Source organism: Shinella sp. M31, assembly GCF_049199205.1.
In the GTDB taxonomy this organism is placed as follows: domain Bacteria; phylum Pseudomonadota; class Alphaproteobacteria; order Rhizobiales; family Rhizobiaceae; genus Shinella.
Genome location: NZ_JBLZPH010000097.1, coordinates 17,600 through 33,651 on the forward strand (window position 1 = coordinate 17,600; position 16,052 = coordinate 33,651).

The 16,052-nt window shown below is 62.9% G+C and carries 15 protein-coding genes, 1 tRNA gene and 1 pseudogene; 11 read left to right on the forward strand and 6 right to left on the reverse strand.

Annotated features, from left to right (window positions below):
• Positions 1–204: 204 nt before the first annotated feature.
• The 3 genes from secA (at position 205) to ACOZKU_RS16820 (ending at position 5,760) form a co-directional block, all read left to right on the forward strand.
• Positions 205–2,922: a preprotein translocase subunit SecA gene (secA, locus tag ACOZKU_RS16810; protein ID WP_421579826.1), complete on the forward strand. Its 2,718-nt coding sequence runs from the start codon at positions 205–207 to the stop codon at positions 2,920–2,922.
• 149 nt (positions 2,923–3,071) lie between these two features.
• Positions 3,072–4,499, forward strand: coding sequence for a lipopolysaccharide biosynthesis protein (locus tag ACOZKU_RS16815; protein WP_421579828.1), 1,428 nt, complete (start codon positions 3,072–3,074; stop codon positions 4,497–4,499).
• Positions 4,489–5,760 (forward strand): GNAT family N-acetyltransferase, encoded by a 1,272-nt coding sequence (locus tag ACOZKU_RS16820; protein ID WP_421579829.1) that lies wholly within the window; start codon positions 4,489–4,491, stop codon positions 5,758–5,760. The genes ACOZKU_RS16815 and ACOZKU_RS16820 overlap by 11 nt, the downstream gene beginning before the upstream one ends.
• A 9-nt stretch (positions 5,761–5,769) precedes the next feature.
• Here ACOZKU_RS16820 and ACOZKU_RS16825 read toward each other — a convergent pair whose 3' ends face one another.
• Complete coding sequence (locus ACOZKU_RS16825) at positions 5,770–7,413, reverse strand: AMP-binding protein (RefSeq protein ID WP_421579830.1); 1,644 nt, start codon at positions 7,411–7,413, stop codon at positions 5,770–5,772.
• A 73-nt stretch (positions 7,414–7,486) separates the two neighbouring features.
• Complete coding sequence (locus ACOZKU_RS16830; RefSeq protein WP_117371205.1) at positions 7,487–7,750, reverse strand: BON domain-containing protein; 264 nt, start codon at positions 7,748–7,750, stop codon at positions 7,487–7,489.
• Positions 7,751–8,045: 295 nt separating this feature from the next.
• Between ACOZKU_RS16830 and ACOZKU_RS16835 the strand changes: the two genes are divergently transcribed.
• Positions 8,046–8,840 carry a M10 family metallopeptidase C-terminal domain-containing protein gene (locus ACOZKU_RS16835; protein ID WP_421579831.1) on the forward strand — a complete coding sequence of 265 codons (795 nt, stop codon included), beginning with the start codon at positions 8,046–8,048 and terminating at the stop codon, positions 8,838–8,840.
• 257 nt (positions 8,841–9,097) lie between these two features.
• On the opposite strand, the gene ACOZKU_RS16840 is transcribed toward ACOZKU_RS16835, so the two are convergent.
• Positions 9,098–9,182 (reverse strand) — tRNA-Leu (locus tag ACOZKU_RS16840).
• Positions 9,183–9,359: 177 nt separating this feature from the next.
• Between ACOZKU_RS16840 and ACOZKU_RS16845 the strand changes: the two genes are divergently transcribed.
• A complete protein-coding gene (locus ACOZKU_RS16845; RefSeq protein WP_421579858.1) occupies positions 9,360–9,872 on the forward strand; it encodes a disulfide bond formation protein B in 513 nt (170 codons plus the stop codon).
• A gap of 67 nt (positions 9,873–9,939) precedes the next feature.
• Here ACOZKU_RS16845 and ACOZKU_RS16850 read toward each other — a convergent pair whose 3' ends face one another.
• On the reverse strand, positions 9,940–10,497 hold the full coding sequence (locus ACOZKU_RS16850) for an HNH endonuclease (protein ID WP_244763157.1): 558 nt from the start codon (positions 10,495–10,497) through the stop codon (positions 9,940–9,942).
• 104 nt (positions 10,498–10,601) lie between these two features.
• Complete coding sequence (locus tag ACOZKU_RS16855; RefSeq protein WP_421579832.1) at positions 10,602–11,252, reverse strand: DNA-3-methyladenine glycosylase family protein; 651 nt, start codon at positions 11,250–11,252, stop codon at positions 10,602–10,604.
• Positions 11,253–11,312: 60 nt separating this feature from the next.
• Between ACOZKU_RS16855 and gluQRS the strand changes: the two genes are divergently transcribed.
• Positions 11,313–12,221, forward strand: coding sequence for a tRNA glutamyl-Q(34) synthetase GluQRS (gluQRS, locus tag ACOZKU_RS16860; protein WP_421579833.1), 909 nt, complete (start codon positions 11,313–11,315; stop codon positions 12,219–12,221).
• Here gluQRS and ACOZKU_RS16865 read toward each other — a convergent pair.
• A complete protein-coding gene (locus ACOZKU_RS16865; RefSeq protein ID WP_421579834.1) occupies positions 12,168–13,112 on the reverse strand; it encodes a YihY/virulence factor BrkB family protein in 945 nt (314 codons plus the stop codon). The genes gluQRS and ACOZKU_RS16865 overlap by 54 nt on opposite strands.
• 101 nt (positions 13,113–13,213) lie before the next feature.
• Here ACOZKU_RS16865 and ACOZKU_RS16870 point away from each other — a divergent pair, with 101 nt between their 5' ends.
• The 5 genes and pseudogenes from ACOZKU_RS16870 to ACOZKU_RS16890 all read left to right on the forward strand — a co-directional run.
• Positions 13,214–14,056: an SDR family oxidoreductase gene (locus tag ACOZKU_RS16870; protein ID WP_421579835.1), complete on the forward strand. Its 843-nt coding sequence runs from the start codon at positions 13,214–13,216 to the stop codon at positions 14,054–14,056.
• Between the two features lie 100 nt (positions 14,057–14,156).
• Complete coding sequence (locus tag ACOZKU_RS16875; RefSeq protein WP_298102936.1) at positions 14,157–14,357, forward strand: twin transmembrane helix small protein; 201 nt, start codon at positions 14,157–14,159, stop codon at positions 14,355–14,357.
• Positions 14,357–14,935, forward strand: a complete 579-nt coding sequence (locus tag ACOZKU_RS16880; RefSeq protein ID WP_421579836.1) for a cob(I)yrinic acid a,c-diamide adenosyltransferase — start codon at positions 14,357–14,359, stop codon at positions 14,933–14,935. The genes ACOZKU_RS16875 and ACOZKU_RS16880 overlap by 1 nt, the downstream gene beginning before the upstream one ends.
• Positions 14,936–14,968: 33 nt before the next feature.
• Positions 14,969–15,757 (forward strand): rhomboid family intramembrane serine protease, encoded by a 789-nt coding sequence (locus tag ACOZKU_RS16885; protein WP_421579837.1) that lies wholly within the window; start codon positions 14,969–14,971, stop codon positions 15,755–15,757.
• A gap of 171 nt (positions 15,758–15,928) precedes the next feature.
• Positions 15,929–16,052: pseudogene (locus tag ACOZKU_RS16890) on the forward strand (electron transfer flavoprotein subunit beta/FixA family protein); the annotation flags it as partial.

Here is a 16,052-nt window from a genome sequence, read left to right on the forward strand (position 1 = left end):
CGGGAGATATCCGGTGCCAGGGGCCTCAACACCACCAGAATGTGGCCGTTGTGCAACCGCCTGAGCCGTTGACATCATTCGACCCCCCTCTTATCTGTCACGCAATCCCGCGTCCAGAACAGTTTCCGGGCGTTTCACGGCTTTGCGCGCAAATAAACGTGCGACCTGTCACGCGCCGGGCGCCATAAAGAAAGGACCATCCTGATGGTCAGCCTCGGCGGCATTGCCCGCAAGTTGTTCGGTTCCTCGAATGATCGCCGCGTCCGTTCCTACAAGCCGCGCGTCGACGCGATCAATGCGCTGGAGCCTGAGATCAAGGCATTGTCCGACGAAGCGCTGCGCGCCAAGACCGTGGAATTCCGCGAACAGCTTGCCGGCGGCAAGACGCTCGACGACATTCTCGTGCCGGCTTTCGCGGTCGCCCGCGAGGCGGCGTTCCGCGTTCTCGGCCTGCGCCCCTTCGACGTTCAGCTGATCGGCGGCATGATCCTGCACGAGAAGTCGATCGCCGAAATGAAGACCGGTGAAGGCAAGACGCTCGTCGCGACGCTGCCCGTCTATCTCAATGCGCTTGCCGGCAAGGGCGTGCATGTCGTGACGGTCAACGATTACCTCGCCAGCCGCGACAGTGCCCAGATGGGCAAAATCTACGGCTTTCTCGGCCTGACCACCGGCGTCATCGTGCACGGCCTCGACGACGACCAGCGCCGCGCCGCCTACGCCGCCGACATCACCTACGCGACGAACAACGAACTCGGCTTCGACTATCTGCGCGACAACATGAAATACGAGCGCGGCCAGATGGTGCAGCGCGGCCACTTCTTCGCCATCGTCGACGAAGTCGACTCGATCCTGGTCGACGAAGCGCGCACGCCGCTGATCATTTCCGGTCCGCTCGACGACCGCTCGGATCTCTATACGACGATCGACGCCTATATTCCGCTGCTGGATGAGGCCGATTACGAAATCGACGAGAAGCAGCGCTCCGCCAACTTCTCGGAAGTCGGCACGGAGAAGCTGGAAGGCCTGCTGCGCCAGGCCGGGCTGCTCAAGGGCGAATCGCTCTACGACGTCGAGAACGTCGCGATCGTTCACCACATCAACAACGCGCTGAAGGCCCACAAGCTCTTCACCCGCGACAAGGACTACATCGTCCGCAACGACGAGATCGTCATCATCGACGAATTCACCGGCCGCATGATGCCGGGCCGCCGCTATTCGGAAGGCCAGCACCAGGCGCTCGAAGCCAAGGAAAAGGTCACGATCCAGCCGGAAAACCAGACGCTGGCCTCGATCACCTTCCAGAACTATTTCCGCATGTATTCCAAGCTCGGCGGCATGACCGGCACGGCCTCCACCGAAGCCGAGGAATTCGGCAACATCTACGGCCTCGAAGTCGTGGAAGTGCCGACCAACCTGCCGATCCAGCGTCTCGACGAGGACGACGAGGTCTATCGGACGGTCGAGGAGAAGTACAAGGCGATCATCCAGGAGATCAAGGATGCGCGCGAAAAGGGCCAGCCGGTCCTCGTCGGCACGACCTCGATCGAAAAATCCGAATATCTCGCCGAGCGCCTGCGCATGGCCGGCTTCAAGGATTTCCAGGTCCTCAACGCCCGTTACCACGAGCAGGAAGCCTATATCGTTTCGCAGGCCGGCGTTCCCGGCGCCGTGACCATCGCCACCAACATGGCCGGCCGCGGCACGGACATCCAGCTCGGCGGCAACCTTGAAATGCGCCTCGAGCGCGATCTCGCCGAAATGGAGCCGAGCCCGGAGCGTGACGCCAAGCGCGATCAGATCATCGCCGAGGTCAAGCAACTCAAGGAAAAGGCGCTTGCCGGCGGCGGTCTCTATGTTCTTGCCACCGAGCGTCACGAAAGCCGCCGCATCGACAACCAGCTGCGCGGCCGTTCCGGCCGTCAGGGCGACCCCGGCCGCTCGAAGTTCTTCCTGTCGCTGCAGGACGACCTGATGCGCATCTTCGGCTCCGAGCGCATGGATTCGATGCTGCAGAAGCTGGGTCTCAAGGAAGGCGAGGCGATCGTCCATCCCTGGATCAACAAGGCACTGGAGCGCGCGCAGAAGAAGGTCGAAGCCCGCAACTTCGACATTCGCAAGAACCTCCTGAAATATGACGACGTGCTGAACGACCAGCGCAAGGTCATCTTCGAACAGCGTATCGAGCTGATGGACAGCGAAAACCTGTCCGAGATCGTCACCGACATGCGCAACGAAGTCGTTGAAAACTTGGTTCGCCTGAGCATTCCGGAAAACGCCTATGCCGAGCAGTGGGACGTCCCCGGCCTCAGGAAGGGCGTTCTCGAACAGCTGAACCTCGATCTGCCGATCGAAGCCTGGGCAGCCGAGGAAGGTATCGACGAGAAGGACATCCTGGAGCGCCTGCACAAGGCCGCCGATGCCGCGGCCGCCGACCGTGCCGAGCGTTTCGGCCCGGAGATCATGACCTATGTCGAGCGCTCCGTGCTGCTCCAGACGCTGGACATGCTGTGGCGCGAGCACATCGTCAACCTCGATCACCTGCGCTCCGTCATCGGCTTCCGCGGCTATGCCCAGCGCGACCCGCTGCAGGAATACAAGGCCGAGGCCTTCGAACTCTTCCAGGCGCTGCTCGCCAACCTGCGCCAGACCGTGACGTCGCAGCTGATGCGCGTCGAGCTGGTGCGCCAGGCTGCCGACGCCCCGACGCCGGTGCCGCCGGAAATGGAAGGCCATCACATCGACGGCACGACCGGCGAGGACGATTTCGGCGAAGGCAGCGGTGGGTTCATGGCGGTTGCCGCTGAGAACCGCGATCCGAACGATCCCTCGACCTGGGGCTATGTAGCGCGCAACGAACCCTGCCCCTGCGGCTCGGGCAAGAAGTACAAACATTGCCACGGCGCCTTCGAACAGGCCTGATGGACGTGGAAACGGAAGATGCCGCCTTCGGGCGGCATTTTTGTTTGGGGCGCCGGTGCCAGCCGACCGCCGACCCAACCGTTTGTTAACCCTGATCTGACAAGACTGACGCTGGTAGAGTTTTGCGTAGCGTTCGGGTTCCTGTGTTGATGGCGGTCATTCAATCGGCGGAGAGGTTGCTGCCATCGAGCCTTCGCGGCAAGGCGGAGCCTCTGTTGCGCGCTGTCGCGACCGTTCTCGCCAGCGACGATCCGCGCAATCTCGCCCAGCGCATGGCGCTCATCGCCTTTGCCATTCGCGTCGCCAGTGCGGCCATCGCCTTCATCTCGCAGATCATCCTTGCCCGCGTGATGGGCGAATTCGAATACGGCATCTTTGTCTTCGTCTGGGCGATCGTCGTCATTTTCGGCGACATGTCCTGCCTCGGCTTTCACACGACGGTCGTGCGCTTCCTGCCCGATTATGTCGGCCGCAGCGCCTATGCGGAAATCCGCGGCCTCACCTCGACCGCTCGCATTTTTGCGATGCTCTCCTCGACGGCTCTGGCGGCGGGCGGTTTCCTCGTGCTCTGGCTCTTCCGCGACCACGTCGCCGGCTACTATGTCGTGCCGCTCTTCGTCGGTCTGTTCTGCATGCCGATGATCGCGCTCGGCGACGTGCTTGAAAGCACGGCGCGCGCCCATAGCTGGGCCGTCGTGGCGCTGAGCCCGACCTATATCATCCGGCCGCTGCTGATCCTCGTCTTCATGGTCTTGGCCGTGTGGCTGGGCGAGCCGCATACGGCGCTGACGGCGATGGTGGCAGCACTCGCCGCCACCTATCTCACCACCGTGGCGCAGTTCTTCAACATCGTGCGCCGGCTCGGCAAGCGCTATCTCGCCGGTCCGCACAAGGTTGAGTTCGGCCTCTGGATCAAGGCGGCGCTGCCGATCTTCCTGATCGAGGGCTTCGGCTTTCTGCTTACCAATTCCGACGTCATCGTCGTCGGCCTGTTTCTGGATCCGGAAAGCGTCGCCATCTATTTCGCCGCCGCCAAGACGATGGCGCTGGTGCATTTCGTATTCTTCTCGGTGAAGGCCGCCGCCGCGCCGCGTTTTTCCGCGATGTTCGCCGCCGGCGACCGCGTGGGGCTGGCGCGTTTTGCCGGCGAGACGGCACGCTGGAGCTTCTGGCCGTCGCTCGCCGTCGGGCTGTCCGTGCTGGCGGCCGGCCATCTGCTGCTGTCGCTCTTCGGCCCGGCCTTCACGGCGGGCTGGGGCCTGATGTTCATCCTCTTTGCCGGCATTCTCGCCAAGGCGCTTGTCGGGCCGGGCGAGGTGCTGCTGACCATGTGTGGCGAGCAGAAGCTGTGCGTTGCCGTTTATGCCGCCGCACTTGCCGCCAACATCACCTTCAACGTCACGCTCATTCCGCTCTTCGGCCTCGTCGGGGCGGCCTCCGCTACGGCCGGTGCCATGGTCGTCGAGGCGCTGCTGCTGCATATCGCCGTGCGGCGAAAACTTTCCATCCTTCTTTTCGCCTTCGCCGATCCGGTGACGGCAAAACTTGCCAACGGGACGGACCACCATGACCGATAGTCACGGCTTCGACCACACGATCGCTGCCGGCCGCGCCCAGGCGGCCATTCCGCCGGCACCGCCGCTGGCCCAGCCGCCGGCCGACCAGCGTTTCGCCATCGGCCGCCCCGGCCGCTCGCTCGCCATCTATCCCGCGAATGCCGGCTATGAACTGCAGCAGGAACTCGACTTCCTGTCGAACCGCGTGATGGAACCGAACGTCTTCTTCACCGGCCGTTTCCTGGCGCCCGCCATGCCGCGCCTGGAGGACCGCATGGTGCGCCTTTCGGTTATTCGCGACGAGGCGGGCGGCCGCAGCCGTATGCGCTTCCTCATGCCGTTCTCCGTCGAGAAGCCCGGCTTCTCCATCGGCTCGAGCATCCTGCGCGCGTGGTCGAACCCGTTCGGCCCCCTCGGAACGCCACTGGTCGATGCGGAGGAGGCGGCCGAAACGCTCGACAATTTCCTGGAGGTCATGGGTGGCCCCAATACGGGGCTGCCAGCCATCCTCGTCCTGCCGGACCTGCGCCTCAACGGTGCTTTCGCCCAGTTGATCCGCGCCGTCGCTATCGGCCGCAACCTGCCCGTCACGGTGACCGATACCTATCGCCGGCCGATGCTGGAGAGCCTGCTCGACGGCCAGACCTATCTGCAAAAGGCCATTTCGCCGGAGCATTTCCGTGAGTTGCGCCGGCAGTGGCGCAAGCTCGATGCGCTGGGTGTGCTCAACTACAATGTCGCCCGCCAGCCCGCCGATATCCGGCTGCGCATGGAGGAGTTCCTGCTGCTCGAGGCGGGCGGCTGGAAGGGCCGTGGCCGCACGGCGATGATCAACGACCGCTACCGCGCCGCCTTCGCGCGCGAGGCGATCAGCAACCTCGCCGAGACCGACGGCGTGCGCATCCACACGCTCGACCTCGACGGCCGCGCCATCGCGTCGATGATCGTCTTCATGATGGGCGGCGAGGCCTATACGTGGAAGACGGCCTATGACGAGGAGTTCGCGAAATACTCGCCCGGCAAGCTTTTGGTGGCCGAGCTGACCGAATGGCATCTCGACGACGCCAATATCGCCCGCTCGGATTCCTGTGCGGTGCCGGATCACCCGGTCATGAGCCGGTTCTGGGAAGAGCGGGAGGATATGGGCACGCTGGTCGTCGGCCTGCAGCAGAACCGCGACCGCGACGTGCGCCAGGTGGCAGCCCAGCTGCACCTCTACCGCAACACCCGCAACGTGGCGCGCCTGCTGCGCGACAAGATCCGCTCCCTCGCCCGCCGCTAAGCCAGAGGCTCAGGCGGCGAAGGGCGTCTCCTCCGCCGCGCGCTTGCGCAGCAGGTGGCGGATGACCTTGCCCGATGTCGTGAGCGGCAAACTGTCGACGAAGTCCACCTCGCGCGGATATTCGTGCATGGAGAGCCGCGATTTCACCCATTCGCGGATGTCCACCGCCAGTGCCGGCGAAGGCGTATAGCCCGGGCGCAGCATGACATAGGCCTTGACGATCTCCGTGCGCACCGGATCCGGCTTGCCGACGGCGGCGGCGAGCTGTACGGCGGGATGGCCGGCCAGGCAATCCTCGATTTCGCTCGGCCCGATGCGATAGCCCGAGGAGGTGATCACGTCGTCGTCGCGGCCGAAGAAGGTGACGTAACCCTCATCGTCCATGCGCCCGAGATCGCCCGTCGTCATCCAGTCGCCGATGAATTTCTCCGCCGTCGCCTTCTCGTTCCTCCAATAGCCGAGGAACATCACCGGATCCGGCCGCTTGACGGCGACCTGGCCTACCGTGCCGCGCGGCACTTCCCTGCCTTGTGCGTCGATGATCGCGATGACATGGCCCGGCACCGCCTTTCCGATCGGCCCCGGCCTGGAGGCGCCGAGCTTGCCGATGGAGCCCAGCACGATGTTGCACTCGGTCTGGCCGTAGAATTCGTTGATGGTGATGCCGAGCGTGTCGCGTACCCATTCCCAGGTCTCGCGGCCAAGCGATTCGCCCGCCGAGCCGATGGTGCGCAGGTTCAGCCGGTATTTTTCACGCGGATTGGCAACGGTCTTCATCAGCCGCAATGCTGTCGGCGGAATGAAGGCGTTGCGCACGTCCATGTCCTGCATGATGCGATAAGCCATGTCGGGATCGAATTTCTGACCCGGAGAAGAGACGACGGGCACGCCGAGCAGCAGCGCGGGCAGCAGCACGTTGAGAAGTCCGCCCGCCCAGGCCCAGTCGGATGGCGTCCAGATGCGGTCGCCCGGCTGCGGCAGGAATTCATGGTGCATCTGGAAGCCCGGCACATGACCGAGCAGCACGCGGTGGCCATGCAGCGCACCCTTCGGCGGCCCCGTGGTGCCTGACGTGTAGATCATCATCGCCGGATCGTCCGGGCCGCTGTCGACGGCGGCGAAGGGGCCGGCATGTTTCTCAATGAGATCGTGGAAGGACTCTGCCGAGGGATCATCCGACGGCTGCGTCGTCACGATGAGATCGAGCGTCGGCAATTCGGCGCGGATTGGCCCCAAACGTTCGGCACCGAAGCGGTTCGTCACGATCGCCCTGGCCTCGGCGTTCTTCAACCGGAAAAGCAGCGCATCTGCACCAAACAGCAGCGCCAGCGGTAAAGCGATGGCGCCGAGCTTGTAGATCGCGACATGGGCGATAACGGTTTCGAAGCCCTGCGGCAAAAGGATCGCGACGCGGTCGCCCTGCCGGACGCCCTCGGCAACAAGCGCCGCGGCGAAGGCGTCGGAGCGGGCGGCGAGTTCGCCATAGGTCATGAAGAGGGGGGCGCCATCCGGCAGGAAATGCTGAAGACAGACACGATCCGGCGCGCGGACGGCCCAGGCATTGGAGACGGCAGTGCCGATGTTGAACCGGTCGGGGATATCCCAGCGGAAATCCCCGTACAGCGCGTCATAGGTCGATCTCTCCGAGAGCATCCGCACCACTCCAGTTTGCTGCACTGCAACTAGCATTTCGGAGGGGGCGTCGGCAATGGCGGCTTTTGCGGGCTCAGGGCCAGGCGAGGCGGTTGTCGATCTCCTCGACCTCCTTCACCGAAGCCGCGATGATGACGGCGCGTTCGGCCTCTTCTGCCGAACCGATGCTGCCTGAAAGGATGATCCGCCGGCCTTTGCAGGTCACGGTGACGTCGGAGGCATCCACGTCGCCGGCGACGGAAAGGGCATCGGCCACTTGCGCCTCCAGCCAGGCGGGATGGGGCGGCTCGGCATGCTCGGGTTTTTCGCCCTTGAAAGTGGCTTCCTTGAAAACCATGACGCGCTCCTATGGTCGGGTTAACGGAAAGAAACGCCGATCGCCGGCATTTGTTCGCTGCGGTTTAAGGGAGGATTAGCATTGTTTCGAAGTCGGACAGATCCGCCCCGGAATGGACGTTGCCGTCTGAGGCGTATTGCGGTTAGACCTTTGGTATCGCAACCAGGGATGGCATATGAGCACGATCAATATTAGCGGCTTCACCTCTAAATCCGGGGCTAGTTTCAGCGAATTTGTTTCTGAGAAACTTGATTCGATCTTCGATTTCGACCGGGAAAAATTTACGACGACTTCCATGAAGTTCTGGGATGTCGACGAAGACACGTCGATGACCTTTCTCGGCAAGGGTCTCACCTATGCCAAGGATGCCGACGGTGAAGTCATCGGTGTCAAGACCGGTACGCTCACGTCCTTCACGGCGATTGCCGAGGGTGCGAAGGTGTTGGATATCACGGGCCTTTCGCTTTCCGGCCCGGCTCTGACCAAGGCCATCAACAGCGGCAGCTCAAGCACGTTCCTGAACGCGCTTCTTTCGGGCAACGACGTCATCAAGGCGACGAAATACGCCGACGTCTTCTGGGGTGGCGACGGCAACGACACGCTTTACGGCTACGATGGCAATGACACGATGTCGGGTGGCAATGGTGCCGATACGCTCATCGGCGGCAACGGCAACGACAAGCTGAAGGGCGATGCCGGCAACGACACGCTCAAGGGAGACGCGGGCAACGACCGTCTCGAAGGCGGTGCCGGTGCCGATAAGCTCTACGGTGGTGCCGGTGCAGACACGTTCGTCTTCCGCACGAAGACGGATTCACTGACGACCGCGCCGGACAAGATCTTCGATTTCAGCCGGGCGCAGAAAGACAAGATCGATCTCAGCGCCTTCGATGCGAGCACCGCCAAAGGCCTGCAGGACTTCTCTTTCATCGGCACGCAGAAATTCCATAACAAGGCCGGTGAGCTGCGATATGAGATCAAGAACGGCGATACGTTCATCCATGGGGATACCGATGGAAACGGCAAGGCCGATTTTACGATCGTACTCGATACGTCGCTGAAGCTTATCGGAACCGACTTCATCTTCTGAGAGGTTCGCGTATATCTGCGAAGACATACCCCTGAAACGGTTGAGACCCAAGAGCGTGCACATCGCTCTCGGGTCCCCCTCACAACCGCATCCGGGGGTGTCTGCAGTTGCACAGGATAAATGCGGCTCTGCAAAATTTGTTCCCGCTAAAAAACGAATTTTTTCTCCGGGGTCTGGAGATTTTGCAACCGCGCCCTAAACAGCGCGGTTTTCCCACGAGGAAACCCTCTCAATTCGAATAGCGATGTGGTGATTTTTGGTGCCCCATGCCGGAATCGAACCAGCACTCCTTTCGGAACTCGATTTTGAGTCGAGCGCGTCTACCAGTTCCGCCAATGGGGCACGGCACTGAAGCCATCGCCGTTTACACGATGCTTGGCCGGGCGGCAACCGGCAAATCGCCGGCAAATCGGAAGTGACCGACGCTATCACTTCTCCGTGCGGCGATTTACAATGGTGCCGCACCTGATAGAACTCGGCGCCGTTTCGCCGGCATCCCCGCCGGCCCGATTGGACGAACTGATGACGGCTTCCCTCAATCTCTCCCGCAAGGCTTCCGCCGGTCTGCTTTCGCTTGGCATGGCCGCGACCGTCGGCGGTGCGCTCGCCTTCGAACATATCGGCGGCTACATCCCCTGTGCGCTCTGCCTTTTGCAGCGCGATCCCTATTATTACGGCATTCCGGTCGCGGTCGCAGCGCTGCTTTCGGCGCTCTTCAACGGACCGATCTGGCTGACGCGCCTGCTGCTCGCCATCGCCGGCATCATGATGCTCGTCGGTGCCGGCATGGGCGTCTATCACGCGGGCGTCGAATGGGGCTTCTGGGAGGGGCCGGCAACCTGCGCGACCACGGCGCAGGGTGTCACACAGAATGCCGGCGACCTCCTGTCCGATATCAACACGAAGCACGGTCCGTCCTGCACGGAAGCATCGTTCCGGCTGCTCGGCCTGTCGTTTGCCGGCTGGAATGTGATCGCAAGCCTCATCCTCGCCGCGATCGCCTTCAAGGGCGCGCGGTCGACGAAAGCGTGATGTCCGCAACCCGTTTCAAACGCATGTCATCGTCGCAAAACCGTCCCCCGGTTTTGCGCCTGATGCGTCATGGTTGCAGTTCGACGTCCCAGTAGAGATAGTCCATCCAGCTTTCATGCAGATAGTTGGGTGGAAACAGTCGCCCGTTATTGTGCAGATCCTGAACCGTCGGCTGGTAGGGCTTCTGATGCGGGTGCATACCCGCCTGCTTCGGCAGCTTGCTGCCTTTTCTCAGATTGCACGGGGAGCAGGCCGCGACCACATTCTGCCAGGTCGTCTCGCCGCCATGGGCGCGCGGGATGACGTGGTCGAAGGTCAGGTCGTCGGGCGTCCCGCAGTACTGGCATTCGAACTTGTCGCGCAGGAACACGTTGAACCGGGTAAAGGCCGGATGGCGTGAGGGCTGCACGTAGGTTTTCAGGCACACGACGCTTGGCAGGCGCATCGTGAAACTCGGCGAAGACACCGAATGGTCGTATTCGGCGATGATGTTTACGCGGTCAAGAAATACGGCCTTGATCGCGTCCTGCCAGGACCAAAGCGACAAGGGGTAATAACTCAGCGGCCTGTAGTCAGCATTCAGTACGAGCGCTGGCAGGGCCTGTGGTGAAACAGAAATCGTCAAGGGCTTCTCCTGATCGATTCGGCATCTGCCCTTCTATATTAGGCCCGTTGTTACAGCATTGTGAAGCCGGAATGGAAAAGCGGAAATGATGGATTTTCGCGGGTTCATCCTTCCAGCACCGGCGCGACCTCGCGGCGCATTTCCCGTGCATAATAAGCCCAGAAAAGCCGGGCCGAAACACCGCGCCAGGGCGCCCATTTCTCGGCGATAGCGTCGAGTTCCTGCGGGGTCGGGCGCATGCCGAGCCCGAGTGCATGGGCAACCGCATTCTGAAGCGCGACGTCGCCCGACGGGAAGATATCCGGGTGGCCGCCGCAGAACAGCAGATAAACATCCGCCGTCCAGCGGCCGATGCCCTTGATGGCGGTCAGCTTCCGCGTCGCGGCGGCAGCCTCCATATGGCAGATGGCGTCGAGATCGAGGTCGCCGCGATCGACGCTTTCGGCCGCGCGGCGCAGCGTCTCAGCCTTTGCCCGCGACAGGCCGATCGTGCGGCAGTCCTCATCGGAAAGGCGAAGCATGTGGTGGGGCGTGATATCGCCCGCCGACTCCTCCAGCCGTCGCCAGATCGCATCGGCGCTCGCCCTTGAAACCATCTGCGCGACGATGATGCCGGCAAGGCCCCGGTAGCCGGGGGGAAGGCGGCGCAGCGGTACGGGACCGGCCTTGTCGATGACGTTGAAAAGGCGCACGTCGATCAGCGCGAGATCGACGAGACCGGCCGCGACATCGGCATCCGTTTTGATCATGTGCAATTGCATTGTCGTGGGCCGCCCTTTTGTTGTCGTGCGCGCCTCGTCATGGCAGAAGACCTCATGCACGATCCTTTGTCAAAACCGCGTGTCTTCCGTTTCGCGCCGAGCCCGAACGGGCTCCTGCATCTCGGCCACGCGCTGTCGGCGATCCTCAACCATGATCTCGCCGCGGCCTGCGGCGGCCGGTTCCTGCTGCGCATCGAAGACATCGACCCCGCGCGCTCGCGACCCGAGTTCGAGGCGGCGATCTATCGCGATCTCGCCTGGCTGGGGCTCGATTGGGAAAAGCCGGTGCGGCGGCAGTCGGAGCATCTCGGTTTCTACGCTGCGGCGCTTGAGCGCCTGAAGGCGATGGGTCTGCTCTATCCGGGTTTCTTGAGCCGTGGCGAGGTGAAGGCGCGGGTCGAGGCGCATGAGGCGGTCGGCGGGGCCTGGCCGCGCGATCCCGACGGTGCCCCGCTCTATCCGACGGAGGAGCGGGGGTTCGACCGGGGCGAGGCGCTGGCCTGGATTGCCTCGGGGCGGCAGCATGCCTGGCGGCTCGATATGGACAAGGCGTTGGCTCTTGCCCCAGACGGCCTGGACTGGTCGGAGGCCGGTGCGGGGCCGGAGTGCGAGACGGGTATCGTGCCGGCGCGGCCGGAACGCTGGGGCGATGTCGTCCTCTCCCGGCCGGATGCGCCAGTCAGCTACCATCTCGCCGTGGTGCTCGACGATGCGGAGCAGGGCGTCACCGATGTCGTGCGTGGACAGGATCTCTTTCATGCGACCTCCGTGCACCGGTTGTTGCAGAGCCTGCTTGGACTGCCGGCGCCGGCCTATCGGCACCACGGGCTGGTGCCGGGGCCGGATGGGCGAAAACTCTCCAAGAGCAACCAGGATACCGGCATTGCCGCCTATCGGGAGAAAGGCCTGTCACCGGCCGGCCTTCGCGCCCTGCTCGCGGGCTATGGCTTCGTCCTCCATTGATTCGCCAGCGACGGGTGCGGGCTTTTTCACGCCCCTGATCTTGTCGAGGATGACGTGTTTGACGCGGTATTTCAGGAGTGCGGCGTTGATTTCGGCCCCGAGAATGAAGATCACGCCGACGATGTAGAGGAAGACCAACGCAATCATGATCGAGGCGAGGCCGGCATAGGTCGAGACGTAGTTGGCGAAGGTCGCGAGATAGGACGCAAACGTATAGGCGCCGATGCCCCACGCGGCGAGCGTGAGAAAGATGCCCGGCAGCACGTCAGCGATTTTTCTGCGGCCAGCCGGCAGCCAGAGATGGGCGATCAGGAGGCCGATGAACAGGACGAGGATCGTGCCGAACAGGCCCCAGCTTTCCACCCAGGAATAGACGTAGGTGAGCCAGGGCAACCAGTCGCCGGTGGCGCGCACGGCGAGCGGTGCCGCGACGAGCACGATGCTGATGACGGCTAGCGCCAGCACGCTGGCGATGACGAAGCCGAGGCTGGCGAGGCGCGTGACATACCAGTAGCGCGTCTCGGCCACCCGATAGGCCCGGTTAAGCGAGATGCGCAACGCCTCCACGCCGTTCGAGGCGAAGTAGGCGGCGGCGAGCACCGAAACGGTCAACAGCCCGCCGCGCGGGATGGTGAGGACGGCGACGACCTCGCGCGAAATGGGCGCGGCGATCGATTCCGGCCAGGTGTCGAAAATGAGATGCACCGCTGTTTCGGCGAATTGATCGGCGCCGAGAAAGGAAGCAAGGGCGGTGCCGAAGATCAGGAACGGAAAGATCGCAAGCAGCGTGGAGAGCGCGACATGGCTGCCCATCGCCCAGCCGTCGTCCTCTGAAAAATGCCAGATCGCATCGAAGACGACCTTGTAGGCAAGGCGGATGGCGGTCGGCATCGGCAATGTCCAGTCCCTTCGCAGCCGTTACGCGACTGCACTCTCATTGTCTGTTGCGGTTGAATATGGGAAACCAAGGCGAATTTGTACAGGAAATGACCATGTCTTCTCCAGAAACGACGCGAAGCATCATCGTTACCGGCTGCTCCTCCGGGATCGGCGCCTACTGCGCCCGCGCACTTAAGGCCGAGGGCTGGCGGGTCTTTGCGACGGTGCGGCGCGAGGAGGATCTGGCGAGCCTACAGGCCGACGGCATCGAAGCGTTGCTGATGGATTATACCAGGCCGGACACCATCGCCGCCCTTGTCGAGACGGTTCTTGCGCGCACCGGCGGGCGGCTCGATGCGCTTTTCAACAACGGCGCCTATGGCCAGGCCGGCGCCGTCGAGGATCTTCCCGTCGAGGTGCTGCGCGAGCAGTTCGAGACGAATGTCTTCGGCTGGCACGACCTGACGCGCCGGGTCATTCCCGTCATGCGCCGGCAGGGTCATGGCCGCATTGTACAGTGCTCGTCGATCTTGGGCATCGTGCCCTATCGCTGGCGCGGCGCCTACAATGCCTCGAAATTCGCGCTGGAGGGCCTGTCGCTGACGCTGCGCATGGAGCTCAAGGGCTCGGGCGTGCATGTCAGCCTGATCGAGCCGGGGCCAATCGCCTCGCGCTTCACCGCCAATGCGCTGCATTACATCGAGAAGAATATCGATCTTGAAAACTCGCTTCATGCGGAAGAATACCGCCGGCAGCTCCAGCGCCTGCGCGGCGAATCGAAACCGGCGCGTGGCAAGCTCGGACCCGACGCAGTGCACGCGGTGTTGCGCCATGCGCTGACGGCCAAAGCGCCGCGGCCGCATTACGTCGTCACGCGGCCGGCGAAGCAGGGCGTGCTGCTCAAGAAGCTGCTGCCGGCGGGGCTTTTCTATCGTATCATCGGCAGACTCGGCTGACGCGGCGCGGCGTCGCAGGCTTTTTGCCGCAAAAGACGTGCACTTTGCGTGAAATGCCCTATGTGAATAGGGCTGACAGAAATCAAACCGGAACGTTGGCATGTCTTCCTTCCTCACCTTCATGACCCTGCTCGTCATGGGCCTCGTCGTCATCGTGCTCGTGCGCGGCCTCGTCAACATGGCCAAGGGCGGCAGCGGCAACACGTCCAACAAGCTGATGCAGGCGCGCGTCCTGCTGCAGGCCGTCGCCATCGTGCTGATCATGCTGACGCTGTGGATCACCGGCGGCGGGCGCGGCTGATGGTCAAGCTCAACAAGATCTACACGCGGACCGGTGATGACGGCACGACGGGCCTCGTCGACGGCCCGCGCCGCAAGAAGCACGACCTGCGCGTCGAATCCTACGGCGCGGTTGACGAGACGAATTCCTGCATCGGGCTCGTGCGCCAGCATCTTGTCGATCATTCCGATCTCGACCGGATGATCGTCCGCATTCAGAACGACCTCTTCGATCTCGGCGCCGATCTCGCCACGCCCGAGACCGGCAAGAAACTCGACTACGAGCCGCTGCGCATCGTGCCGTCGCAGGTCGACCGGCTGGAGCAGGAGATCGACACGCTCAATGCCGATCTCGAGCCGCTGCGCTCCTTCGTGCTGCCGGGCGGTACGCCGGCGGCGGCGGCGCTGCATCTGGCGCGCACCGTCGCGCGCCGGGCCGAGCGGCGCATCGTCGCCTTGCAGGAGAGCGAGGGCGAGGCGGTGTCGGCGGCAGCCGTCGCCTATATCAACCGGCTCTCGGATTTCCTCTTCGTCGCCGCGCGCTGGGTAAACGACAAGGGTCGCACGGACATATTGTGGGTTCCAGGGCAGAACAGGTAAGCTCGTCCGCCAAGGCCTTGGGGAAGGGAATCCATGTTCATACCGCTGCATGACGCGAACGCCCTGAAATACATCAAGGTGCAATATGTCACGATCAGCCTGATCGCGATCAATGTCGTCGTCTGGCTGGTGACGGGGCTCGTTTCGACGCAGGCCTTTTCCGATGCGGCGGTGGTCGGCCTCGGTTACATCCCGGCGGTCGTCTTCGATTTCGCCGATCTCGAACCCAGCCTCGTGCTGGTGCCGGAAGATGCGACCTACATCACCTATGCCTTCCTGCATGGCGATTTCATGCATCTCGCCTCCAACATGCTGTTCCTCTGGGTGTTCGGCGACAATGTCGAGGATGCGCTGGGGCACTTTCGCTTTCTCCTCTTCTATCTGCTTTGCGCGGCGGCCGGTGCTTTGGTGCACGGCCTTGTGCAGCCGGATTCCGAGGCGCCGCTGATCGGCGCGTCGGGGGCGATTTCCGGCGTGGTGGCCGCCTATTTCCTGCTGCATCCCAAGGTGCGTGTGTGGGTTCTGGTGTTTTTCCGCATTCCCCTGCCGCTGCCGGCGGTCATTCCACTGGCTTTCTGGATCGCGCAGCAGTTCTACATGCTGGCGGTCAACCGTGACGGGGGCGTCTCCTGGGGCGCCCATGTCGGCGGTATCGTCGCTGGCGCGCTGCTGGTTCTCGTGCTCCGGCGGCGCGGCGTGCCGCTCTTCGATCGCACCATCGTGACCCCCAAGGCGGTACGGCACGTGGAGGCGACGCCGGTGCCGGCGGACGAAACCGCCGCCCAGTCTTCCGTCCCGACGACCCATTGGGGGCGTCAATGACGGATAAATTGACGTGAACGTAAAGGTAATTTATAAGGCCTGCGTTTTCACGGGGGAGGGCCCGTGATGCATTGTATTTGGGGAAAAAACACGTATCGATGTCGCCAACCGACAATCAGGACGCCCCTGAAAGGCGCATTTTCCCTCGCGGGCATATGAAGGAAGGAAGCCATGAAGATCTTGGTCCCAGTGAAGCGCGTTGTTGATTACAACGTAAAGATCCGCGTGAAGTCGGATGGGTCTGGCGTCGAGCTTGCGAACGTCAAGATGTCGATGAACCCGTTCGACGAGATTT